General features: G+C 69.5%; 16 protein-coding genes and 2 pseudogenes. 3 read left to right on the top strand and 15 right to left on the bottom strand.

What is annotated here, in order from left to right; all coding sequences use genetic code 11:
• Positions 1–4 precede the first annotated feature (4 nt).
• Positions 5–790: an LmeA family phospholipid-binding protein gene (locus ACZ7HQ_RS08780; RefSeq protein ID WP_470986554.1), complete on the bottom strand. Its 786-nt coding sequence runs from the start codon at positions 788–790 to the stop codon at positions 5–7.
• A 57-nt stretch (positions 791–847) separates the two neighbouring features.
• Positions 848–1486 (bottom strand): TetR/AcrR family transcriptional regulator, encoded by a 639-nt coding sequence (locus tag ACZ7HQ_RS08775; protein ID WP_470986553.1) that lies wholly within the window; start codon positions 1484–1486, stop codon positions 848–850.
• Positions 1487–1678: 192 nt separating this feature from the next.
• Between ACZ7HQ_RS08775 and ACZ7HQ_RS08770 the strand changes: the two genes are divergently transcribed.
• Entirely contained in the window at positions 1679–3292 is a 1614-nt protein-coding gene (locus ACZ7HQ_RS08770; protein ID WP_470986551.1) for an MFS transporter, read from the top strand.
• A gap of 639 nt (positions 3293–3931) precedes the next feature.
• Here the strand turns inward: ACZ7HQ_RS08770 and ACZ7HQ_RS08765 are convergent.
• The 4 genes from ACZ7HQ_RS08765 to ACZ7HQ_RS08750 all read right to left on the bottom strand — a co-directional run bounded on the left by ACZ7HQ_RS08765 (position 3932) and on the right by ACZ7HQ_RS08750 (position 7751).
• Positions 3932–4579 (bottom strand): TetR/AcrR family transcriptional regulator, encoded by a 648-nt coding sequence (locus ACZ7HQ_RS08765; RefSeq protein WP_470986550.1) that lies wholly within the window; start codon positions 4577–4579, stop codon positions 3932–3934.
• Positions 4580–4681: 102 nt separating this feature from the next.
• Positions 4682–5770 (bottom strand): catalase family protein, encoded by a 1089-nt coding sequence (locus ACZ7HQ_RS08760; RefSeq protein WP_470986549.1) that lies wholly within the window; start codon positions 5768–5770, stop codon positions 4682–4684.
• A gap of 24 nt (positions 5771–5794) precedes the next feature.
• Entirely contained in the window at positions 5795–7129 is a 1335-nt protein-coding gene (locus ACZ7HQ_RS08755; RefSeq protein WP_470986547.1) for a Dyp-type peroxidase, read from the bottom strand.
• A gap of 13 nt (positions 7130–7142) precedes the next feature.
• Positions 7143–7751, bottom strand: coding sequence for a hypothetical protein (locus ACZ7HQ_RS08750; RefSeq protein WP_470986545.1), 609 nt, complete (start codon positions 7749–7751; stop codon positions 7143–7145).
• 124 nt (positions 7752–7875) lie between these two features.
• Between ACZ7HQ_RS08750 and ACZ7HQ_RS08745 the strand changes: the two are divergent.
• Positions 7876–8352 (top strand): annotated as a pseudogene (locus ACZ7HQ_RS08745) (ISL3 family transposase); the annotation flags it as partial.
• A 210-nt stretch (positions 8353–8562) separates the two neighbouring features.
• Here the strand turns inward: ACZ7HQ_RS08745 and ACZ7HQ_RS08740 are convergent.
• Entirely contained in the window at positions 8563–8925 is a 363-nt protein-coding gene (locus ACZ7HQ_RS08740) for a hypothetical protein (RefSeq protein ID WP_470987153.1), read from the bottom strand.
• A 546-nt stretch (positions 8926–9471) separates the two neighbouring features.
• A pseudogene (locus ACZ7HQ_RS08735) lies at positions 9472–9897 on the bottom strand (MmyB family transcriptional regulator); the annotation flags it as partial.
• A gap of 180 nt (positions 9898–10077) precedes the next feature.
• On the opposite strand from ACZ7HQ_RS08735, the gene ACZ7HQ_RS08730 reads away from it, so the two are divergent.
• Positions 10078–10995, top strand: a complete 918-nt coding sequence (locus ACZ7HQ_RS08730; RefSeq protein WP_470986544.1) for an NADP-dependent oxidoreductase — start codon at positions 10078–10080, stop codon at positions 10993–10995.
• Between the two features lie 317 nt (positions 10996–11312).
• Here the strand turns inward: ACZ7HQ_RS08730 and ACZ7HQ_RS08725 are convergent, their stop codons facing one another.
• The 7 genes from ACZ7HQ_RS08725 to ACZ7HQ_RS08695 form a co-directional block, all read right to left on the bottom strand.
• Positions 11313–12788: a thioesterase domain-containing protein gene (locus tag ACZ7HQ_RS08725; RefSeq protein WP_470986541.1), complete on the bottom strand. Its 1476-nt coding sequence runs from the start codon at positions 12786–12788 to the stop codon at positions 11313–11315.
• Positions 12789–12889: 101 nt separating this feature from the next.
• Positions 12890–13120: an MbtH family protein gene (locus tag ACZ7HQ_RS08720; RefSeq protein ID WP_470986539.1), complete on the bottom strand. Its 231-nt coding sequence runs from the start codon at positions 13118–13120 to the stop codon at positions 12890–12892.
• A complete protein-coding gene (locus tag ACZ7HQ_RS08715; RefSeq protein ID WP_470986538.1) occupies positions 13098–14417 on the bottom strand; it encodes an MFS transporter in 1320 nt (439 codons plus the stop codon). Before ACZ7HQ_RS08715 ends, ACZ7HQ_RS08720 begins: the two co-directional genes overlap by 23 nt.
• A 22-nt stretch (positions 14418–14439) precedes the next feature.
• Entirely contained in the window at positions 14440–15384 is a 945-nt protein-coding gene (locus ACZ7HQ_RS08710) for a TauD/TfdA family dioxygenase (RefSeq protein ID WP_470986536.1), read from the bottom strand.
• Positions 15381–17339 (bottom strand): RiPP maturation radical SAM C-methyltransferase, encoded by a 1959-nt coding sequence (locus tag ACZ7HQ_RS08705; protein WP_470986534.1) that lies wholly within the window; start codon positions 17337–17339, stop codon positions 15381–15383. Before ACZ7HQ_RS08705 ends, ACZ7HQ_RS08710 begins: the two co-directional genes overlap by 4 nt.
• 604 nt (positions 17340–17943) lie before the next feature.
• The gene (locus ACZ7HQ_RS08700; protein WP_470986532.1) at positions 17944–20406 is read right to left on the bottom strand and encodes a SpoIIE family protein phosphatase; all 2463 of its coding nucleotides are present in this window, start codon (positions 20404–20406) and stop codon (positions 17944–17946) included.
• A 251-nt stretch (positions 20407–20657) separates the two neighbouring features.
• On the bottom strand, positions 20658–21761 hold the full coding sequence (locus ACZ7HQ_RS08695) for an AI-2E family transporter (RefSeq protein WP_470986530.1): 1104 nt from the start codon (positions 21759–21761) through the stop codon (positions 20658–20660).
• Positions 21762–22237 lie beyond the last annotated feature (476 nt).

Here is a 22237-nt window from a genome sequence, read left to right as displayed (position 1 = left end):
CACTTCACGCGACTGACGACGAACTCGGGCGGAAAGTAACGGACTTGCCGGTGAAGCGGGCATCCATCCCGCTCTTCGTGGGGGTCACCGAACGCAGGCGCAGGCCCTCGGGGACGTTCTGGAGCGGGATGGGCTTCGACAGGGCCGTCTCGAGCAGCGCATTGGCCGGAGGGATCAGTTCGCCCTGCGTGACACGGATGTCCGAGAAGGCGATGCGGTTGCCGCTGGCCGCCGAGACGGCCGCGCTCACGGTCACGTCCCCGGCGAGCGGCAGACCGGCCGTCGCGTCGACCCGTCCTGGCTTGTCGCCCTGTGAGATCTGCACGCCGAGGGCGCTCGACAGGTCGTCGTACGACAGGAAGGCGGTCGCCTCGACGCTGCGCGCATGAGCCTTCTTGGCGTTTCCTGAGGTCTTGAGCCCGTCCAGGCCGACGGTCAACTTCGTCACCGGCAGCGGCCGGGTCGCCCCCCGGGCCGGTATGTCGTTCGCTGTGATGTCGACGTGCCGCAGGCTGCCCTGGGCCAGCTGAGTCAGCACGGGAAAGCCGCCGACGTGCACCGAAGGCCGGCCGGGCGTGCCCATACCCTCCTGGAACCCCTCGGCCGTACGGCTCTCCGCATGGGCCGCGGCGATGCGGTCGGCCACGACGGCGCCGACCAGCAGCGCCGCCAGGGACGCGGCGATGATGATCCTGCGCCACCTCCGGGGAGGGGGCGGGCTCGCGTATACGGCGGCGTCGCCGTAGTACGACTCGCCGACGAACTCGCCATCGGGCTGCGACTGGTACATGGTGCCCTCTCCATCTCTGTGACGCGCTCGGGAACTTCTTGGGACAGGTGTCCGGGACTAGGTGCCGACCGGCTCCGGCCGGCCGAGGCTTCGGACGCGGGTGACGGCGAGGTCGCCGTCCATACCCATGGCGATCAGTGCGGCAGCCGCCGTGTATGTGCCGTCGTCGCTCCAGGTGCCGGCGTTGACGCACTCCAGGAGCCCCAGCAGATGGCCCTCCAGTGCCCGGCTCAACGGCCCGGCAGGCACGCTGGTCTGGAAGACCCCCTGCCGCTGCCCTCGGGCGATGATCACCGCCGCCGTCTCGCGCGCGGGGGCCAGGACCTCGGTGACCCGCTCGGCCCCGAGGTCGTGTGGGGCCAGGCGTAGGAGCATGCGGTACCGGTCGCCGACGGGCCATACGGCGAGGACGAAGCGTGCCAGCGCCGTGACCGCGTCCGCGTCCGGAACTCCCGGGTTTGCGAGCGCCTGCCGCAGTGCCTGCGCGGCGTCCTCCACCAGACCGTCCACGAGCGCGGCCCGGCCGTTGAAGTGGCCGTAGACCGTACGGCGCACCACCCCCGCGGCTTCGGCGATGTCACCGAGGCTGCTGTCGGGGTCCCGGCCGAGTTGCTGCCTGGCCGCTTCGAGGATGCGGGCCCGGGTGAGGCGGGTGCGGCTGCGTCCCGGGGTGTCTGTCACAGGTGCGCTGGTCATGCGGGGACCTCCGGACGGCGGTGGGGTGCGGATCGATAGTTGCACATCGGCGGGCAATAAACTAGCCTGCACATCAATGGGCAATTAACTGCCCCGCCCCGGTGCCTCGCAGGCCCATGGCCGCGCCCGCACCGCTCACCCCGATCCGCGAATCCCGAAGCCTCCGCTTCCCCTCCTGCCGAGGAGCTTTCGATGCCGCTCTTTGCCGACACACCCGCCGAGAAGATGGCCGGGCCCTATCCCCGGCGCTGGTGGGCCCTGCTGGTGCTCTGCCTGAGCCTGCTGATCGTCGTCATGGCGAACACCTCGCTGATCGTGGCGGCGCCGGACATGACGAAGGACCTGGGCCTGTCCAGCAGTGACCTGCAGTGGGTCATCGACGGCTACACCGTCCCGTACGCCGCGCTGATGCTGGTGCTGGGTGCGATCGGCGACAAGTACAGCCGCCGCGGCGCCCTGGTCCTGGGTCTGCTGATCTTCGCGGGCGGCTCGGTGATGGGCAGCCAGGTCCACCACACGGACCTGGTCATCACAGCACGGGCGATCATGGGCGTGGGCGCCGCCGTCGTCATGCCGGCCACCCTGTCCCTGCTCGTCGCGATCTTCCCGAGGGCCGAGCGGGCCAAGGCCATCACCGCCTGGTCCGCCACCTCCGGGCTCGCGATCGCCGCTGGCCCGCTCGCCGCGGGTTGGCTGCTGCAGCACCACGCCTGGGGCTCCACTTTCCTGATGAACGTCCCCATCGCGGTCCTCGGCATCGTCGGCGCGCTGCTGCTCGTGCCGCCGTCCAGGGCCGAGGGCATGGGCCGCATCGACTACGTCGGTGGTCTGCTGTCGATCGTCTCCATCGGCTCGCTGGTGTACGCGACCATCGAGGGCCCGCACTTCGGCTGGGGCACCGGCCCGATCACCGCGGCCGTGGTCGCCGGCGTGGGCCTGCTGGCCTTCGTCGCCTGGGAGCTGCGCCACCCGAACCCGATGCTGAACGTGCGCAAGTTCACCGAGCGCCGGTTCTCCGGCTCGATGATGGCGGTGCTGTTCTTCTTCTTCGGCACCTTCGGGTCGATCTACTACTCCACCCAGTTCCTGCAGTTCGTCCTCGGCTACGACGCACTGGAGACCGGCGTACGACTGCTGCCGCTGGCCGGAGCCGTGTTCGTCGGCGCCGCGGTGACCGCGAAACTGACGCCGAGGCTGGGTGTGAAGGCGGTCGTGGGCGTCGGCATGGTGCTCGGGACTGCGGGCGTCGTTCTGCTCACTCGCATCGAGGCGGGGTCGACGTACAGCGACTTCCTGCCGTCCCTGCTCGTGCTGGGCTTCGCGATCGGCCTGAGCCTGTCCCCGGCCACCGACACCATCATGGCTTCCTTCCCCGAGTCGGAACTGGGCGTCGGCGGCGGCGCCAACGACACCGCGCTGGAACTCGGCTGCTCCCTCGGCATCGCGATCCTCGGCTCGCTCCTCGCCACGACCTACAAGCACAAGCTGACCGACCTGGTCGGCGGCCACCTCCCGGCCGCCGCGATGGACACCGCCAAGGACTCGGTCGGCGGCGGCCTCGCGGTCGCCGAACAGGTCGCCAAGAATCCCCAGGGCGGAGTCCAGCAGGCCCAGGCCCTGGTCGCGGCGGTGCACGAGTCCTTCGCCCACGCCATCGCCCACACCAGCCTCATCGGCGGCATCATCATGGCCGTCGGAGCCGTGATCGTCATCGCGGTCCTGCCCGGCCGGGGGCACACCGGCAAGCACCGTCAGCAGGACACGCCGGTGCCGGCGCAGGAAACCGAGTCCGTGGGCGTCGCCTGAGCCCCACGAGGTGACGGGCCGGACACCTGTTCCGGCCCTCACCACCCCAGGACGGACCGTGCCTGAGCGGCGCACGGTCCCGGACGGTGCCGGGAGGGGACGCCCGGCACCGTCCCCTTTTGCTGTCCGCGCCAGGGAGCCGACCACCGGACGCGCCCATGCTGCGCAGCAGCCCGGAGGACGACAGCCAAGAGTCCTCGACCGCACTCGTCGGTCGAGGACTCGGTGTTGACCGGCGCCAACGAGGTCCTACTGACCACCGGGCGTCGAGGCCGGCGTGGTGGCCACACCGGCGGCCTGTGTCCCGCCGCCCGACGGCTGGCAGCTCATGTCGTGGGCGATGAGAACCACGGTGCCGGCCGCCTCCATCACGGGCTTCGGTCTCCCGCCCCAGCGCCTGCTCCGGCGAGAGATGTTGGGCCGTCCCGGTCACGACCGACGTCTGCGTCGTCCCGTGTCGCCGTACTCCATCACGAGGTACGAGCAGGAGGGGCAGCGCGTGCCGACGGGCAGGCCACAGGGTGCGACAAAATAATTGCACACTCGGGAGTAGTTAAATCTTGGTGCACATGAAAGAGACCCCGGCGCCTTCACGCCGGGGTCTGTCCTGACCACTGCCTCAACGGGGCGCACCGGGGCTCAGTCGTCGGCAACATGCTCCGCCGCCGCCGTGGCAGCGGCGACGTCGACCACGGCGAGCGCCTGCTCCTCCGGGACACCGGCCGCGATGAGCGTGGCAACGGCCACGCGGGTGCCGTCGTCCTCGAACGCCCCGGTGTTGACCTCTTCCAGCAGGGCGACCGCCATCGCCTCCAGACCGGCGCTGAGCACGGCGGGCGGCAGATGGGAGTGGAAGACGCCGTCGCGCTGACCCTGCTCCAGGATGCCGGTGACCCTGACACGGGCGGGCTTGAGGATCTCGTCGACACGTTCCACGCCAAGATCCCGACGGGCCAGCGCCAGGAGCATCCGGTAGCGGTCACCCACGGGCCACATCGACAGGGTGAAGTGCGCGAGCGCCCGGTCCGCCGGCTCCCCCACCGGCGCTTCGACCGCCACGGCTGTCTGCAGAGCCTCGGCGGCCTCCTCGGCCAGCGCCTCCAGGAGCGCCGCCCGTCCGGGAAAGTGCCCGAACAGGGTGCGCCTGACGACACCGGAGGCGCGAGCCAGCTCCTCCAGGGTGATGTCGGGGTTCCGCCCCAGCTCCTGACGTGCGGTGGCCAGGATGCGCGCCCGGTTGGACCGCGCGTTGCGTCGCTGTGGCACGCGGCCGACGGACTGGGACACGGAAGAACCTCGCTGCAGGCGGGCGGAAGGACAGACGCCTTCATTCTGACACGCGAGCTTCGGCCCGATCCGTGGCCGCATCCACGGACCGGGCGGTCCTGATCAGGCGGGGAGCTCCTTGATGTCGGACGGCTCCTGCGGCTCGATCCCGTTGAAGCGGTGGCGGAAGTCGCTGGAGGCGGGGTAGGCGGCCCGACGCGAGCGCATGATGGAACCCAGCGGGCGGTGGGCCTCCAGGGCGTGCCAGGGGCTGAACGAGAGGACGTCGTCGGCGTACCGGCGGCGGGCGTCGCTGTAGGCGTCCTGGGCGGGGAGGTGAAGCACCGCCACGACCTCGTGCGGTGACAGTTCCTCGGGCCACAAGACGGAGGCGTCCTCCACAGGCATGCGCTCGATGTCCGTGCAGAGCTGGGCGCGGATGTCGTACTCGGCGCTGTTGTGGGCGAAGAAGTCGACGACGAGATCGCGCAGCGCCGATCCGCCTGCCTTCTTTTCGACAGGGCGGCCCGTGAGGGCCTTCACGTTCGCCGAGCGCGGGGCGGCTGACACCTTGGCGACGTGGTCGCCGTAGCGCAGGGCGGCCATGGAGTGGAAGGTCTCGCCGAGGATGTGGTGGTTGGCGGCGGCCAGAGTCTCGACGGCCGGTGGGAGTGGGCGTCCGACGCGAGTGAGGGCCTTGGCGGCGGCTCGGGCGGCCAGGCCGGTGAGCTGAAGCTGCTGATCGCTCTGGCGGGGCTGTTTTTCCAGCAGGTCCTGGAGTTTGGCGTACTCGGCGATATTGCCGAAGGGCAGGGTGGGGTGGTTGACCAGCAGGAAGTCCTGGGTGGTGAAGCCGTCGTCGAGGGCGCGGGGCCCGGGTACGCCGATCACCTTGATCGCGATGCCACGTTGGACGGCTACCTGGTCGGAGCGCAGGTCGCCGGGGGCGGAGGAGAAGCGGACGATCACCGGGTAGGTGGCCGGTTCCGCGAAGAGGCCCTGGGCGAGGTGGGCGGGAAGGTTCGGCTGGATGCGCAGTTCGCCGGCGAGGACGCCGTGGCTCTTGGCGTGGGCGTCGCGCATGCCGTGCCGGTGTTTGTCGGCGACCTGCTGGTTGGCCTTGCCCATGGCCTCGACGACCTGGCGGACGAGTTCCTGCTCGTTCGGGAAGGGCTGTTCGAGGTCGGGCCGGTAGCGGACGTACGAGGTCATTGATGCCTCCGCGCGGGGTGGGGGTCAGATGGTGCTCAGCCAGCGGATGGCGGACAGGCTGGGCATGAAGAAGTACTCGCCGCCGAGCAGGGTGTTGAAGGACTGGATGTTCTGCACCCGGCGGGGCGGGGTGCCGGGCACGGTGAAGTAGGCACCCTTGTCCTGGAGCGAGATCATCGGGTCCTTCTCCTTGCCCAGGCCCATGAAGTTGCCGGAGCCGACCCACTCGCTCTGCAGGAACTCGACGTTGTCGATCGCACGAGCGCCGAGGGCGATGAAGTCCAGGCCGCGCGGCTTGCCGTCGTCCTTGAGGCGGTCCGGGGGCAGCGAGGTGCCGTAGGAGGTGCCGCGCCGGATGATCCGGCGGATGTTGACGTCGGTGAGGACCGTCAGCTTCGTGTCGCGCGGGTTCATGCGGCGGATGTGGGAGCCAAGGGGGGTGCACAGCCCACGCGGGTCGGCGGCGTAGTCGAAGTCGTTGATCCGGTTCGGGTCCTCACCGATCGCGGGGTTGTCGCGCTCCGGGGCCAGGGCGAGTGGTGCGCCGCTGCGCCAGCGGCCGACGAGTTTGGCGGCCAGCAGTTCGCGTTCGGCCTCGGTGCGGGCGTTGTCGTGCAGCCACTTGTTGAAGGCGGCTACATGGGAGTGGTACTTCCGGAAGACGACGTACGTGCCGTTGCGGCCGAGGACGTCCGGAGCCGGTACGGGCAGCGCGTGGCCGGTCTCGCTCGGGTAGCCGAGCACGAACTCGCCTGCCTTGATCGGTCGGCCGTCGCCCGGCAGGGGTTCGGCGCCGCTGCCCTCGACCACCGGCTGGCTGAAGCCGTCCCGGTAGCCGAACACATTGAAGCCGTCGGCCGCGAAGTCCTGGTGCGACAGCAGCCGCACGCCGGGGACATCCCGCAACTCCTTCTCATAGGCGGCGACTTCGGCACGCCAGTCGCCCTCACTCGCGGCGTAGACCGTGACGGCGACGTGCACGCGCGGCGTGCCGAAGGGAAACTCCCAGTTCGCCGGCGCGTTCACGCCGGTGTCACGCAGCCGTTCGGCACGGGCGGCCATGCCGGCACGGAAGTTGGCAGGAAAGGAGGCCAGCGACTCCTGCGGCGCGCCCAGGGCGACCAGTCCCTGGTAGCTGAGGGCGAGGGCCAGCCAGGACGGCCGCGGTTCGTCCCAGCGGGCCGCCGAGGTCACCCTCGGGGCCAGCCGGCGCAGCAGTTCCTTGCCCGCCGATGGTTCGGTGATCTCCAGGATCGCGTGGGTGCCGAAGTAGGGTTCGGGCCGGGCACGCAGCAAGGTTGCCTGGATATCGTCGAGATCCAGCGTGGGCGGGCGGCGCAGGCGTCGGAAGACGGACATGGTGCGCCTGCCCTCAGTTGAGGTCGGACAGGAACCGCTGTACGGCGGACTCCTGCCGCTTGAGGCGGGCGCCTTCCGCGACAGTGAGGCCCGGGTGGGCGACGAACCACGCCTCCGCCGGGATCTGGTACTTCACGATGAAGTCCTTCACATCGGGCGAGGTGATGCCGGGCCAGCCCTCGACGTTGCTGAACAGGTAGTCCATGAAGTCGGGGATCTTGGTGGCGAAGTCGTCGATGTAGGGGTCCCACTCGCCGTCGAATGCGGTTGCGAACAGCAGCTTGGTGTCGTTGTCCAGGAACACGAACCGCATGTTGTGCAGCGTGCCGACCTGACCGGCGCCCGCCAGGTTCCCGCCGACCAGCTTGAAGAACTTCCGCAGCCGCTCGGCACCGTGCGGCTTCAGCGGCAGGATCGTCGTCAGCTCCGACACCTCACCGCTCTTGGCGCCAATCCGGCCGGCGGTGGTGACGGCATGCTCGGTCACCTCCTCCTTGTCAGCCAGGATCTCGGCGACCTTCAGCTTGAGCGCGATCTTCGCGTCCGCCAACGTCGCGTCGACCTTCTCACGGACGGCCTCGGGCAGCTTCTGGAACTTCGCATGCAGGTCCTTCTCGCTCATGGCATCTCTCCTTGGGGTGAGGGCGCCCGCCCTGTCGGCGACGCCGTTGATCAAAGCTGCATAACTGATTACATCATCAGTTCATCTCGCCGGTCCTGTCAACGCGACACGCGCAATCGATCGCATGACCCACGCCACCGTGAGGCAAGTCGACTCACAATCCTCTATGAGTCGGCCCTGTCTCACAGATGACGGATCCTTCCGATACGGGCGGCGCAGCCAGCTCCAGCAGACGATGCTGGCGGTGATCGGCCGGTTCCTGACCGGGCGGGCCGGGGCCCGCCTCGCGGCCATGCTGCGCTGCCGGGTCAGCCCGAACACCCAGCTCAGCCTCGTCCGGGCCCTGCCGACAGGGCCGGAGCGGAGGCCGCGGGTGCTGGGTGTCAACGACTTCACCCTCAAACGCGGTCACGTCTACGGGACTGTGCTGATCGACATTGAAGCCGACCGCCCGGTGGACGTGCTGCCGGACCGCAGCGCCGAGACCTTCACCGCCTGGCTCCGACAGCACCCCGGAGCGGAGATCGTATGCAGAGACAGGGCCAGCGCATATGCGGAGGCAGTCCGCACGGCCGCGCCGGACGCGGTCCAGATCGCGGACAGGTTTCATCTCTGGCTCAACCTGTCAAGACGCTCGAGAAGTGCGCCCTCGCCCACCTGCACCGCCTCACGCCACCACAAGACGAGGCCCAGGGCGCGGTTGTGGAGCCCTCCGTCGCGCCCCCGGCCATCGAGGGAAAGCGGGCAGCGAACACCCGGCGCCACTTCGCCGCGGTGCACGAGATGTAAGACAAAGGCGTCGCCATCGACGTCATCTCCAAGCCCCTGCGGATGGACCGCAAGGTTGCGGGCAGCGTCCGGCAGCGAGCGGCGCGTAGCGATGCCACCCGACTACCAGACCGGCAAAGCAGTGCGGCCGCGCGATGAAGAGAGAGAAGTCCTCGGCGGTGACGCGTGAGAGGCTGGCGACCGCCGTCTCCGGCAATGCCGCGGCGGGCGTTCCGATGCTGCAGACATCTCCAAAGGCGTTGAGATTTGCAGGAGTGAAGGATACAGCCTGGTTGTTCGAGAAAGTTCGGGCCGCATGCTGCACATCGGCCATAACAGGCGCGTCGTCTCCGTGGCCTTGCTTCGGGTGCTTGAGAGAGGAGAATCCGAGTGCAATGGTGCCCACGACGGACACTGAATCCCACCTACTCAGAAGCCCCGCCGGGGCGCCCCTGCGGGGCTCCTCGTCGCACGGGCGCTCTCACACGTCTGTCACCAACTACGTCGACTCCCCCGGACCGCGATGCCCTGACCTGCTATTTCGCGGCCGCCCTGGACTGACGTGGACCCCCCAAGACGGTTCCTACAACCTGTGCCATGTGGTACCCAGTGAGGGACCCAAGATCAGGACCGGAGCGTCTTCTGGCCCGTCAAAGCGGTATTGCAGGGTGTTCGGGGGTGTCTCGCGGCGCGGCACGCCCGGCGCTGCCGGGACCCTCGTGGGTCCACGGACGAGTTCTTCGCACTGTGCAGGCCGCGTCCCACGTTGTGGCGGCTCCGCGTGGCGAGATAAGGGCCACCGGGTTCGGTGGGGCGGGGTCAGCCTGATCCCCTGGTTCGAGACGAAACGGGCTCGTTGTGCCCCACTGGGGTCGCGCCCACCCGGGAGCCGACGGAGAAGTAGCCGTGTGCGGCCCGGCATTGAAGAACGGCGTACCCCCGGCCTCTTCCTTCATTCGCCGGTCATGGCTGCGCTCCCGTCGGGCGGTTCGCTGCCATGGGCATAGACGACCAGTGTCTGTTCCGGCTGTTCGGCCAGGTGAAAAGCGGTGTACGCATAATCGATCGCTCCCCGTTGCGGGTGTCGTAGCCGTTTGCGACCGCTGTGCCGGGCCTGCACCTCGTACTGCGGCCACCAGTCCCGTACCTCTGGGCTGCCCTCGTTCAGGTCCTCGATCAGCCGGGTGTACCGCGGGTCGCCGGAGTGGCGTGCCGCTAGCGTCCGAAGCCGGCCGAGCAGGCCGCGTGCCTCGGGTTCCCAGTCGACCAGGATGTCCCGGGCCACCGGTTCGAGGAACACCCAGCGGGCGAAGTTGGCGGGCCGGTCCGCCTCAGTGATCGCACGAGCCGTGTCGTACCGATGTCGTATACGACATCGCCGTGAGACTAGCGCCTGGGTGTGTGGTGCTCGTCGAGCTCCGGTTGGACTCGACGCGTTTCAGTGGTCCATCCGTCTGTGGTGACGGATCTTGTTGCCGTTCCTCTGTGGGCTGGTCGGCCCACTCCATGGCCTGGGCGGCGCACAGAGCCGGCGAGCACGAGATATACGGAGGTACCAGTGAAGGCAATCGTCGCGACGGATCCGTCCGCGGAAGCAGCCGGGATCACACTCGCGGAGCGGCCTGAGCCGACGCCGGCGATCAACGACGTCGTCGTTGAAGTCCATGCGTCGGGCTTCGTCCCCGCGGAGTGGGAGTGGCCCTCGACGTGGGTCGATCGCGCCGGTCGCGATCGAGCCCAGGCGATCATCGGCCACGAGTTCGCCGGAGTGGTCACCTCCCTCGGCTACGGCACGACGGGGCTCTCGCTGGGACAGCGGGTGTTCGGGATCACGGACTGGCACCGCGATGGAACCCTGGCCGAGTACGCGGCCGTGGAGGCACGCAACCTGGCGCCGCTGCCGGGGAACGTCGACTTCACGGTGGGTGCGAGCCTGCCGATCTCCGGCCTGACCGCGTGGCAAGGTCTGTTCCAGCACGGTCGTCTTCAGGCGGGGCAGAGCGTCCTCGCACACGGCGCCGCCGGCGCAGTCGGGTCCGTGGTTACGCAGCTCGCCCGGGAGTTCGGCGCCTACGTCATCGGTACCGGGCGGGCGGCGGACCGCCAGGCGGCGCTCGACTTCGGCGCGAACGAGTTCCTCGACCTCGCCACCGAGGATCTCGACGACATCGGCGGGGTCGACGTGGTCTTCGATGTCATCGGCGCTGACATCCAAAGGCGCTCGGCGAGAATCCTCCGGCCTGGCGGGACGCTGGTGTCGGTGGTCGGGCCTGTTGAGGCTCGCCCTGCCGACGGCTTGGCGGTCGACTTCGTCGTCGAGTCCGTTCCGAGTCAGCTGGTGGAGATCGTCGAACGGGTGCGGGACGGGCGCCTTCGCACGCACATCGGAACCGTCGCGACCCTCGACGACGCCGTCCCTGCGCTCAACCCGGCCGAGCGGCGGAAGGGCAAGACCGTCATTCGCGTGCGCCCCTGAGCGCCGAAAGCCCAGGTCGCAAACGATCGACAGGTCGGACGGGGCAGGGTCCTGCAACAGTGAACCTTGAGCGTGCGCCAACGAAGTTCGGGTGGCACGGGGGGTGGCCGGAGGGCTTGCGGGTGCACCGGATCCCCGCGCCAACTCGCCGACGAGTTCGGCGCCTCGGACGACACACCGACCCCCACCAAGCCGGTGTCGCCCGCCTACGCCGCAGTGCTGCGCGGCGAGGGCAGGCGGCCATCCCGCCCGTTCCCCTGGAAGCCGACGGCCCCAGCGTCGGCGCCGACGAGAACGACGCTCCTGCGTCCGGTGAACTACTGGGTCGTGCGGTCGATCAGGCGGGCGAGTTCGGTGACGTACGGTGGCTCGAACAGGGTTAGGTGGTCTCCTTCCAGGACGTGGTGGGTCAGCCGGGTGGGGGCACAGACACAGGACCAGGAGCGGATCGCGGTGCGCCGGAAGTCCGCATCCTGTTTGTCGGCCTGGACGAGTGCGACCGGGCCGGTGTACCGCGACGGGCGGTAGGCCCGGGCGGCCCGCAGATGGGCGCGGTTGGCGCGCCGCCGGAGGTCCAGCCGGAGCAACTCGGCGGCGCTCATGTCCCCTTCCGCTACGGGACCGGGCTTCTCCCGCTCGTCGTCCTCGTCGAACTCCGGGAGCTGAGCGGAGAGGTAGCTCTCGACGAGGAAGACCATCTCCGTGCGCTCACCCTGCAGTTCGAGCAGCCGGGCCATTTCGAAGGCCACCAGCCCGCCCATGGACCAGCCCAGGAGCAGATACGGGCCGGTCGGCGCCACCGCGCGTACGGCCGTCAGATAGCGGGCGGCCAGCACCTCGACGCTCTGGTCCTCGTGGTCGGCACCGTCCGCCGATGTCTGGAGGGCGTACAGCGGGCCGCGCAGCTCGGGACAGGCGGCGAGATGGCGGAAGCCGGTGGCCTCACCGCCTGCCGGGTGGACGCAGAACAGCGGGGTGCCCTCGCCCCGGGACCGCAGTGCCACGATGTCGTCCGGAAGGGTGTGCGGGACGGTGTTGCGTGCCTTGAGCAGCCGGGCCAGGTGCTTCGGCGTGGCCGCCCTTCCGGGCCGCCCCGCCTCGTGATCCGGCCCCGGCCTCGCCTCCGGTTCTGAGAAGAGCACGGGGACCGGGAGCTCGGCGTGGAACTCCCCGTTGAGCCGTGCGATCAGCCGTACGGCCAGCAAGGAGTGACCGCCGAGCGTGAAGAAGTCGTCGTCCGCGCCGACGGGGGCGACACCGAGCAGTTCCTCGAAGACCCGGGCCACGGCGGCCTCGACCGGGTCGGCCGGCGGTGTGCCGGCCCCGTCCGCCGACGAGACCGGGGAACCGGTGGGGCCGGCCTGGACGAGGGATCTCACCGCGGCCTGGTCCACCTTGCCGTTCGATGTGAGGGGTAGTACGGGCCCGCTGCCGAGGGCGAAGGGCCGACCGCTCTCTTTTGCGAGTACACCCCGCAGCTCCGCCTCGGGCACGGACCCCAGTTGCCGCAGCGGCACGTCGGCCGTCGCACGGACGGTACGGCGCGGCCCGTCCCCGCGATCGTCGAAGGTACTGCGGAGCAGCTCATGGCGGGAGACACAGTCCCGCAGGGCGGACGCCAGTCGACCGGCGTCCAGCGGGCCTTCGACCAAAGTGGCGGCGGACACGTGGTGGACCGGCGCAGCGACGGCGATCTGCTCCAGGTACCAAAGTCTCTTCTGGCCGTGGGAGAGCGCCAGCCGGGGCGCCCCTGCCGAGCGGGCCGTCGGTCGTGTTTCCAGGTCGTCGTGCACGATGGCCTTCCCTGGTTCGCGGTACGGCGGGTGCGGTGACGGACCGAGAGTCAGCCGGCCCGGTCGGCGCCCTCCGCCACCGGTCCGTCCTGTCCGTTCCGTCAGGCCGGTGCGTCCTGTTCGCCCGCCCGCAGGCGACGGCGCAGGCTCAGCGGACGCATGTCACTCCACACGTCCTCAATATGAGCGAGGCATTCGGACTTCGGGCCGGTCCTGCCCACGTCCGACCATCCGGCCGGATTGTCCCGGTCGGCGGGCCAGACGGAGTACTGCTCCTCATGGTTGACCACGACCTTGTACAGCCGGTCGTCATCGTCGGGTTTCGGCGTCATCCCCGTGACTCTCCTCTCGTGGTAGCGGCGCATCAGTGGGCCGCGTCTGCGGGGGCGGTACGGCGGTCTGCTCCGGCCGGCGCTGTCGAATGGGGGTGAAGGCGGCGGCCACCACCACGGCCAGGAAGACGACCGCCACCGCGGTCAGCGGCCCGCGTGTCCCCAGCCGGCCGATCAGGGCGGTGAGCAGGGCCGCGCCGAGGGGCGCGAGGCTGCCGTGGATCGTCCAGAACGCGGAGGTGACCCGGCCGAGCAGATGGTCCGGCGTGACCTGCTGCCGCAGGGACATCGAGCAGACGCCGGCCAGTGCCATGCCGAAGGAGTAAAGACAGATCGTCACGGCCGCCACGGACACCCGCCCGGTCTCGCCCAGCACCAGCACCGACACCGAGCACAGACCCATCGCGCCGAGCCAGCAGGGGCCGAACCCCCAGGAGCGGCGCAGCCTGGCGGTCGCGGCGGCGGCCGCGCACGTGCCGAGCCCGGCCAGCGCGAGGACGTAGCCCACCGTGCGTTCGTCCTGCCCCAGACCGTGCCGCAGGTGGTAGATGAACACATCGGTCATGCCCAGGCTGAGGAAGGTGGTGACGGTCAGCAGCACGGTGAGCGCCCGCAGCACCGGCGTGCGCCACAGGAACGCGGCGCCGCCCCGGAAGCCGGAGCGCAGGTCCTGGGCCCGGGCCGCCTTGCTCTCGGCCTCGTCGGCCGGCGGCCGCGCGATGGGCCTGAACCTGATGAACGCAAGGCCCGCCAGAGAGATCCCGAAGCTGCCCGCATTGATCGCGACGGCGGCCGTCGGCCCGAAGAACCCGGCCACCACACCGGCCAGGGCCGGGCCGGCGATGTACGCGATCGCGTTCGTCGCCTCCAGCCGGCCGTTCGCCGAGACGATCTGCTCCTTGGCGACGAGGTTCGCCACGGCGGTGACATATGTGATCTTGAACAGCATCTCGAAGACCGAGGCCAGCGCCATGACCCCGTACAGCAGCCAGATCTGCGGGCTCAGGGCCCAGCAGACCGGGATCGCGCCGTACAGCACCAGCCGGGCGGCATCACACAGCATCAGCAGGCGCCGCCGGTCGAAGCGGTCGACCCAGGTGCCGCCGACCAGACCGGTGAGCAACGAGGTGGCGCCGGCGACGGCCGTGAGCAACCCCATCTGCGCCGCCGACCCGGTGGTGTGCAGCACCAGCAGCGGAAGCGCCACCAGGGAGAAGGCGTTGCCGACCTCGGACAGCGCCTGGACCGCCCAGAAGACGGAGAAGTCCCGGTTGGACCAGAGTGAACGCGCGGACATGCGAGGGTCTTCCGTCCTGGGGCTAGCGGTCGGGGGTGTACGGCTCCGCCATGGCGACCGCGATCCGGCGGGGCCCCGTGAACGGCTCGCGGCCGTGCGAGACCAGCATGTTGTCGATCACCAGGACGTCGTCCGCACGGTAGTCGAAACGGGTCGCCGCGGCCCGGTAGCAGGCCCGGAGATGGTCCATGACGGCGTCCGGGATCGGTCCGCCGTCGCCGTAGTAGGTCTGGCTGGGCAGATTCTCCTCGCCCAGCATCTCCAGCAGCCCGAGCCGGACTGACTCCGGCAGCGTCGTGACGTGAAAGACCGTCGCGTGGTTGAACCACACCGGCTCGCCGGTCACCGGATGCCGGTGGACGACCTCCCGTACCGCCCGGGTGCGCAGCCCGCCGCCGGGCAGCCACTGTGCCTCGATGTCCCGCTCCCGGCAGTACCGCTCGACCTGCGCGCGGTCCTCGGTGGCGAACGCCTCCTGCCACGGCAGGCCGACCAGGTCGCCGTAGTTGCGTACGACCGTCCAGCCGCGCCGGTCGAACTCCCGGCGCACCTCGTCGTCGACGGCGGCCAGCACCCGCCGGGTGTCGGCCAGCGGCGTGGCGCCCCGGGTCAGCGGCGGGCGCACACAGTGGAAGTACAGGGTCAGCGGCCAACTCGCCTGGTACGAGTTCTCGTTGTGCAGGAAGATCTCTTCACCGGGCGGGTAGTCGGTGGACGTGTAGACGTTCCCCTTGATCACACTCCGGGGGGAGGAACGCTCGGTGTACGGCAGCGGCTCGCCGGAGAGCGCGCGGACGATGTCCGCGAAGCCGTCGGCTCCCCCGACGTCGAAGCCGCGCAGCAGCAGCGCACCGCGTTCGCGCAGCGCGGCCCGCAGTTCCTCCCTCCGGGCGCGCAGCCGTTCGACGGCCGACTCGCCGTGTCCCTCGAGGACCAGCGGGAGCATCGGGGTGGTCTCGACCGTCATCGCGGTGCCTCCGACAACAGCGGCAGCAGCCGCCGGGCGCCGACCGTGGCGCGCTCCTGCCGCGCGGGTTCCTCGATCTCACCGTCCGCTCCGGTCAGCACCAGGCTCATCACCCGGCCGTTCTCCGCGAAGAGGAACCGCTGTTCGGTCAGCGTGTCCAGGCGTTGCCGCAGATCGTCTGGCCCCTCCGGCCAGTCCCGGGCCAGCTGCTCGAGCTTGGCCGGCGAGGACAGTCGACGCAGCAGCCGGCCAGTCACCGAGTCGACCGGGTGCGTCCGCAGGGCCCCGGAACGGGAATCACGAACCGTGAGCCGGCCGTCGTCATCGGCGACCAGCCGCAGTTCGCGACGGGCCGCTCCGTCCTCCTCGTACCAGGCCGCACGCCACTGGGTGACCAGCCCGCTCAACTCGTCATGCCACTCGACCGCGTCGAGCATGTACGGCGCCAGGTTCTGGTCGGCGAAGAAGTACGCGAGATCGGCCAGCGCCGACTCGTCGAAGGGATACGTGAGGGAGTAATAGTCCACCGGCTTCAGGACGAGCCCGTACTCGTCGCTCCGCTTGAAGTAGGGACTGAAGCGGTCGAAGCGCACCATGTACACGCCGTGCGGCGGCACCAGGTGGACGAAGTCGCGCAGTTCCTCGGCGTACTTGCGGTAGACCGTCGGGTCCTCGCCGGGGAAGCCGATCAGCAGGTTCCACTCGGGCTTGATCCCGAACTCCTCACAGTTCTTGAGGAACTGCAGGTTCTGGAACGCGGTCGTGCCCTTGCCCATCAGTTTGAGCGTCGAGGAGGACAGCGCCTCGATGCCGGGCTGGACGACGGTGACGCCCGCGTCCGTCATGGCGTGCAGGTCCTGACGGCTCAGGGGGAGCTTGACCTCGTAGAAGATCTCGACCCCCGGCCGCGGGTCGAGTCGAGGGAAGACCTCACGCGAGTAATTGCGTGGCATCACATTGTCCGTGCAGAAGAACGAGGTGTAGGCGGGCGCGAAGCCGAATAGCCACTCGAACTGCTGGACTGCCAGGTCCGGAGCCATGGCCCGAAAAGCCATGCTTTCGCCGTTCAGCCCGCAGAAGGTGCAGTGCGAACGCTGTCCCCACCAGCAGCCGCGGGACGTCTCGAAGAACAGCATGGGTTTGCTGGTACCCGTGCGCCGCAGTTCCGGATGGCCCTCCAGCGCCTCGAAGAAACTGTCGTAGTCGGGCAGGAAGAAGTCGTCGATATCGCGTTCCGCGCCGATGGCCTTGCGGAAGCGCGGGTCTCGGCAGTTCCGCTCGGAAAGGATTCCTGGAACGGCATCGGCGCGCTCCAGATCCTCGTCGAGGACACACCGCAGGAACTCGCCAAAAGTGTTCAGCGCGGGCCCGGAGAAGACGAAGTCGACGGCCGGCACATGCTCGGCGACCACCGAGCCCATGGGCGCCTCGCAGTTCGCCCCACCGAGCACGACGAGCGTCTGGGGGCTGCGCTCCTTGATCAGCCGCGCCAGGGCGATACTCGGCACATGCTGGGCGAACATCGAGCTGAACCCCACGATGTCGGCCTCGTCAAGCCGGTAGCGGTCAATCAGTTCCTGGCAGAACTCCCGCAGTCCGTCCCGCGCCGACAGGATCTGCTCACGGAAGTCGGCCCACCGGGCACCCCGATAGTAGCGCTGAAAGTACTCGGTGGCAGTGTCAACCTCGCCTGGAAAGGCGATGTGCCGGAACAGCCAGTCCCCGATCCCTGTGTCCACATGATCGTGACTCACGGAGAGGGCCTCGTACAGTCGTGTCCCGAAGAACTCGGCCATGTCCTGGTTGAGATAGCACACGTGCGCTCGCGCCCGGTCGTCGAACTCCCGGTGAACGAGAGTCGACAACTGCCCCAGGGCGAATGACGGACGATTCCAGTCGGCGAATGGCATGTTCACTAAAGCGACATGCAACAACTGCGGCCTCCCCGTGATCATTCGTTCTGAGTCTAGTGCGCCATGGCTTGATTCGGCAGAGATGTTCAGGCCGACGGGGATTCCGACGGGCGCGGGGTGAGGTCCGGATGGAATCGGGTTCTTTTCCTGCTGCCGCACAGGTGCGTTCGCAGTGGTCCGACGTGTGTTCGCCGAAGATTTCGCGGGCGTGGCGGCCGGTCCTCACGCTGGATGACGCGGTCGGGGCGGGGTAATGATCTGGCCATGTGCAACAAGCGCTTGCGCCGGCGGACGGGAGGCCCGGACTCAGGACGTACGCCTCGTCACCGCGTCCAGTGGACGATGTTGCAGAAGTGGGCGGGCGTGGACTTCGACGGCGGGGAACCCCCTCGGATCCCCTGCCGTGCCGGTCCACCCCCACCGCCATGCCTCCGATCGCCGAGCACGGCGGCTGCCAGGCCGGCCAAGGCGGACACCCTGCCGCCGGAGCCGACACCGGAGACGCTCATCGCTGCTCGGGAGGCACCTGTCGAGTCGGCGTTTTCACCTTTCACTGGGTGGTCGTGTCTCCGCCCTTCTTGTCAGAGCCTGCGGCTACGGAAGCACGCGCGGACGCCCGCTGTCGGCCTCCCCGCTCCCCGACGGCTCACCGTGCGCCGCTCGTGGAGGGCAGGTCCTGTTCGGCCCAGACGACCTTGCCGTCCATTGCGAAGCGGGAACCCCATCGGCGCGAGAGCTGCGCGACCAGGTGGAGGCCGCGGCCGTGCTCGTCGAGCGTATGGGGAAGGCGGGGGCGTGGCTGGCCGGTGTTGCTGTCGGAGACCTCGCACGTCAGCACCCGGTGCTGGATGAGCCGCAGGCGGCTGGGGCCGTCGCCGTGGCGGATGGCGTTGGTGACCAGTTCGCTGACGATCGACTCCACGGGCGTCACGAGCGGCTCCAGACCCCATTCCCTGAGCTGACGGGCGGCCAGGCGCCGGGCTGTCGCGACGGTGACCGGTTCGTTCGGCAGGTCCCAGGAGGCGACCTGAGCGGGCTTGAGCGCGCGGGTCCGGGCAAGGAGCAAGGTGACGTCGTCGGCCGGTGCGCGGCCCCGCAAGCCCTGCATCGCTCGCGAGCACATGTCCTCCAGCGACCCACCCGGCTGGGCCAGGGTGGTGCACAGGCGGCGCAGGCCGACGTCGATGTCCTCGTCGCGGGACTCCACCAGCCCGTCGGAGTAGAGGGCGAGCACACTTCCCTCGGGCAGTTCCAGTTCCACGGACTGGAAGGGCACCAGACCGAGGCCGAGGCCGAGCGGGGCTCCGGCGGGCAGGTCGGGAACGGTGACCTCGCCCTGTGCACCGACGATCAGGGCCGGTGGATGCCCGGCCCGCGCCATCGTGCACCGCCCGGTGACCGGGTCGTAGACGGCGTACAGACAGGTGGCGCCCACCACCGCCGGGGCTTGGCCGGAGTCATCGGTGTCCTCGTCGTTCAGCCGCCGGACCGTGTCGTCGAGGTGTGCCAGCAGTTCGTCGGGGGGCAGGTCCAGGTCGGCCAAGGTGCGCACGGCGGTGCGCAGCCTGCCCATGGTCGCCGCGGCGTTGATGCCGTGGCCGACGACATCGCCGACGACGAGGGCCACCCGGGCCCCGGACAACTCGATCACGTCGAACCAGTCACCCCCCACTCCGTGGTCCATGTCGGCCGGCACATAACTCGATGCGACCTCGACGGCTGCACCGCCCTGCACCCGGTGGGGCAGCAGGTCGCGTTGCAGCGTGAGGGCGGCGGTGCGTTCACGGGCGTACTGGAGCGCGTTGTCCAGGCAGAGCGCCGCACGGGTGACCAGCTCCTCGGCGAGGAGCAGGTCGTCCTCCTGGAAGGGCGTCTGCTCCGCGGAGCGGCCGAAGAGCGCCAGTCCCATCACGCAGCGCCGCGCACGGATGGGTACGACCATCAAGGAGTGGACGCCGCTGTCGCGTACCCTCTGCGCCCGTACCGGGTCGTGGTCGACCCAGGGGCCGGTACGGGTGTCCAGCACGGGCTCCAGATAGGACCGGCCCGTGCGTACGGCGGCGGTGAACGGTGAGTCCGGGTGGGCGTGGACCACTTCCTCGCGCACCCACGGCAGCTCCAGGACACCCAGGTCGACGGAGGCCACACCGGCGCGGCGCATCAGCGGCGGGCGGCCGCTCGTCGTGCCGATCCGTGCCGACGGCTCGACGCCGAACGGGACGGACTCCACGAGGTCGACGAGGGCGTGGTCGGCCAGGAGGGGTACGGCGAGTTCGGCCAGTTCCTGCCCGGTCTGCATCACGTCGAGGGTGCTGCCGATGTGCGTGCTGGCCTCGCTGAGGATGGCGAGGCGCTCGCGTGCCCGCCGGTTGCCGGTGACGTCCACGGTCATGGAGCACACGCCCAGGGGCGTGCCGTCCGCGCCCTGGAGGCAGAAGAACGAGGCCGAGAACGCATGTTCACGGCGCCGGTCTGCCGGCGGCCAGGCCCGGTACTCGTGCACCCTCGTGATCCCGCTCTCCAGCACCTGCCGCATCACCACCTCGAGCGCTTCGGCCTCGACGGCGGGCAGCGATTCCTTGAGGCCACGCCCGAAGCGCCGGTGCCGAGGCACGCCGTCGTGACGCTCCATGGCGTCGTTCGCATAGACGCAGCGCAGCCGCGGGTCATAGACGACGATGCCCATCGGAGCGCGGGTGAGGAGCGACTCGCGCACCGGTCCTCCGGCCGTTCCCGAGGACAGGGAACCTATGTCCGTGACGGACACCAGCCACCGGGTGTCGGCGTCCTGCCCGCACAACGACGAGACTCGCAGCGTCATGCTGAGCATGTGACCGTCGCGGTGGCGTATCGCCGTGGTCCCTGACCAGCCACCTCGCGCCCGGCACTGCTCGGCGAAGGCCGAAGCCCTCCGTACCTCCCCGGACGACGGCAGCACGTGTGTGGCGGACCGTCCCACCACCTCCCCGGCCGGGTAGCCGACAAGCTGCTGCGCGGCCTGCGTCCACCCCACCACGATTCCCTCCGCATCGAGCATCGCTATCGCGGCGTCGGGCATCTCTCGGGGGCTCACCGGTTCGGCTAGGGGGGTGGGCTTGGTGTGGGTCATCGTGGTTCATCCCATCGTTGCGGAGGCGAAGAGAGCGTCGGCGCGGGGCGCGGCGGCTCTGTGTGCAGCGGTGGTGAACGGCGTTGTCCGGTTGAGCGGCACACGTGTGGGCATGGCGCCATATCCGACATTCTGCCCACTTATGATGAAATCATCAGATAAAGCGGCGGCATCGTCAAGTGCCTCAAGACTGATTGAATGATCACTTTATGGTGGCGCGCAGGTTTCGCCGTTGCATGGGCACGGAGCGGTCATTCAGGGTCGCCGGACCCCTCGGCGTTCCCGGGGCCGTTGTCTGCGCTCGCCGGCGACCGAAGCGGCCGACCCTTGCGGTGGGCCCAGAGGTCACCGAGGACGACCTGGATGACGCCGGTGACCGGAATGGCCAGCAGGGCACCGAGGATCCCGGCGACCTCGGCGGCGATCAGGATGGCCAGCAGCACGGTGAGGGGGTTGAGTCTCACCGTCCGGGACAGGATGAGCGGTTGCAGCAGGTGGTTCTCCGCCTGCTGATAGACGATGAAGAAGACGATGGCTCCGATGCCGGCCGGCAAGGAGTGGACGAACGCCACCGCGGAGGCGACGACGGCCCCCATGGTGGCGCCCACCAGGGGAATGAGGTCGGTCACGGCGACGAAGAGGGCCAGCAGGCCGGCGAACGGCACGCCGGAAACGAGCAGCATGACGTAGGTCAGGAGCCCGCAGATCAAGCTGATCAGCAAGTTTCCGGTCAGGTAGCCGTTGACGGTACGGGCGCACGCGGCTCCGACGCGGCGTATACGGGCCGCGGGCGCCGTGTCCACGAGGGCCAAGGACCGGTCTATGGCCTTGGGGCCCTCCAGGACCATCAGATAGGCCAGGACGAAAATGGTGAGAGCGCCTGTTGCTGTGGTCGCGGCACCGCGGATGAACTTCAGGGCGGGCGTACTCAGTCCGGTGGCGAACGCGCGGATCTGTGCATGATGCCGCTGGACGTACTGCAGAGCATGCGTCCGCTGAAGCAAGTCACCGACTGGCCCGCGACCGGCCTGGGCGTCCCTGATCATGGCGGGCAGACGACCGGCGATCCGGCTTCCCTCCTGAGCCAGGGGGATGACGAACAGGGCGACCACCGCGCCGACGGCCACGGCCGCAGCCAGGAAGACCAGCAAGGTCGCCACCGGCCGTCGGCATCGCGGCACCCGTCGCTGCAGCGCCTCGACCGCCGGATGAAGGGAGACGGCCAACAACAACGCGATGACCGCCCAGATCAAGACCCGACGAGCATGCACCACCAGCTCGAGTGCGACGTAGGTGGCGAGCACCAGGCCGATGGTGGCGAGGATGGTTCGCACCGGAACCGGACGCGACGCCATGGGCACTGGGTGCCCGGCCCCAGTCACCGGAAACGGGTGAGCTCCTCGCCCGGTGAGCCCTGGTGTCCCGCGCTCTCGCCACTGCCCCCCTCCGGACCACGGCGCACCCAGGTTGCGGGAACGGTGTCGGCCAAGCGGCGATGGAGGGGCTGCGCAGACCGGTCCGCAGGGCGGTGGGCGTTCACGGCTCCGGGCTCCTGGGAGTACTGGCCGCCAGGGCGGAGACGCCCGCCGAGACGGCCGCCAGGCTGTGAAGCGGGCAGATACATGGCCTGACCCGTCTCGCGACACCCGACGACGTCGTCATCCACGCCGACGCCCCGGTCGTCCCCGTCGGGCTCGACGGCGAAGCCGTCACCCTGCCCGCTCCCGTCCGGTGCCGGATCAGTCCCCGGGCGCTACGGGTATGGGTTCCCCGTCATCGACCGGGCGCCGTGCCCGCCGGATGGCGGCCGCCGGGATGGGCCGTCGTCCGG

Source organism: Streptomyces sp. NPDC037290 (genome assembly GCF_055603245.1).
This window is presented reverse-complemented; position numbering and strand designations above follow the sequence as displayed.

Bases quoted from the DNA above. Each gene is read 5' to 3' on its own strand.
- ACZ7HQ_RS08695 (WP_470986530.1), bottom strand. From the start codon at position 21,761: ATGGCGTCGCGTCCGGTTCCGGTGCGAACCATCCTCGCCACCATCGGC.
- ACZ7HQ_RS08780 (WP_470986554.1), bottom strand. From the start codon at position 790: ATGTACCAGTCGCAGCCCGATGGCGAGTTCGTCGGCGAGTCGTACTAC.
- ACZ7HQ_RS08755 (WP_470986547.1), bottom strand. From the start codon at position 7,129: ATGTCCGTCTTCCGACGCCTGCGCCGCCCGCCCACGCTGGATCTCGAC.
- ACZ7HQ_RS08775 (WP_470986553.1), bottom strand. From the start codon at position 1,486: ATGACCAGCGCACCTGTGACAGACACCCCGGGACGCAGCCGCACCCGC.
- ACZ7HQ_RS08770 (WP_470986551.1), top strand. From the start codon at position 1,679: ATGCCGCTCTTTGCCGACACACCCGCCGAGAAGATGGCCGGGCCCTAT.
- ACZ7HQ_RS08720 (WP_470986539.1), bottom strand. From the start codon at position 13,120: ATGACGCCGAAACCCGACGATGACGACCGGCTGTACAAGGTCGTGGTC.
- ACZ7HQ_RS08760 (WP_470986549.1), bottom strand. From the start codon at position 5,770: ATGACCTCGTACGTCCGCTACCGGCCCGACCTCGAACAGCCCTTCCCG.
- ACZ7HQ_RS08710 (WP_470986536.1), bottom strand. From the start codon at position 15,384: ATGACGGTCGAGACCACCCCGATGCTCCCGCTGGTCCTCGAGGGACAC.
- ACZ7HQ_RS08705 (WP_470986534.1), bottom strand. From the start codon at position 17,339: ATGATCACGGGGAGGCCGCAGTTGTTGCATGTCGCTTTAGTGAACATG.
- ACZ7HQ_RS08715 (WP_470986538.1), bottom strand. From the start codon at position 14,417: ATGTCCGCGCGTTCACTCTGGTCCAACCGGGACTTCTCCGTCTTCTGG.
- ACZ7HQ_RS08700 (WP_470986532.1), bottom strand. From the start codon at position 20,406: ATGACCCACACCAAGCCCACCCCCCTAGCCGAACCGGTGAGCCCCCGA.
- ACZ7HQ_RS08750 (WP_470986545.1), bottom strand. From the start codon at position 7,751: ATGAGCGAGAAGGACCTGCATGCGAAGTTCCAGAAGCTGCCCGAGGCC.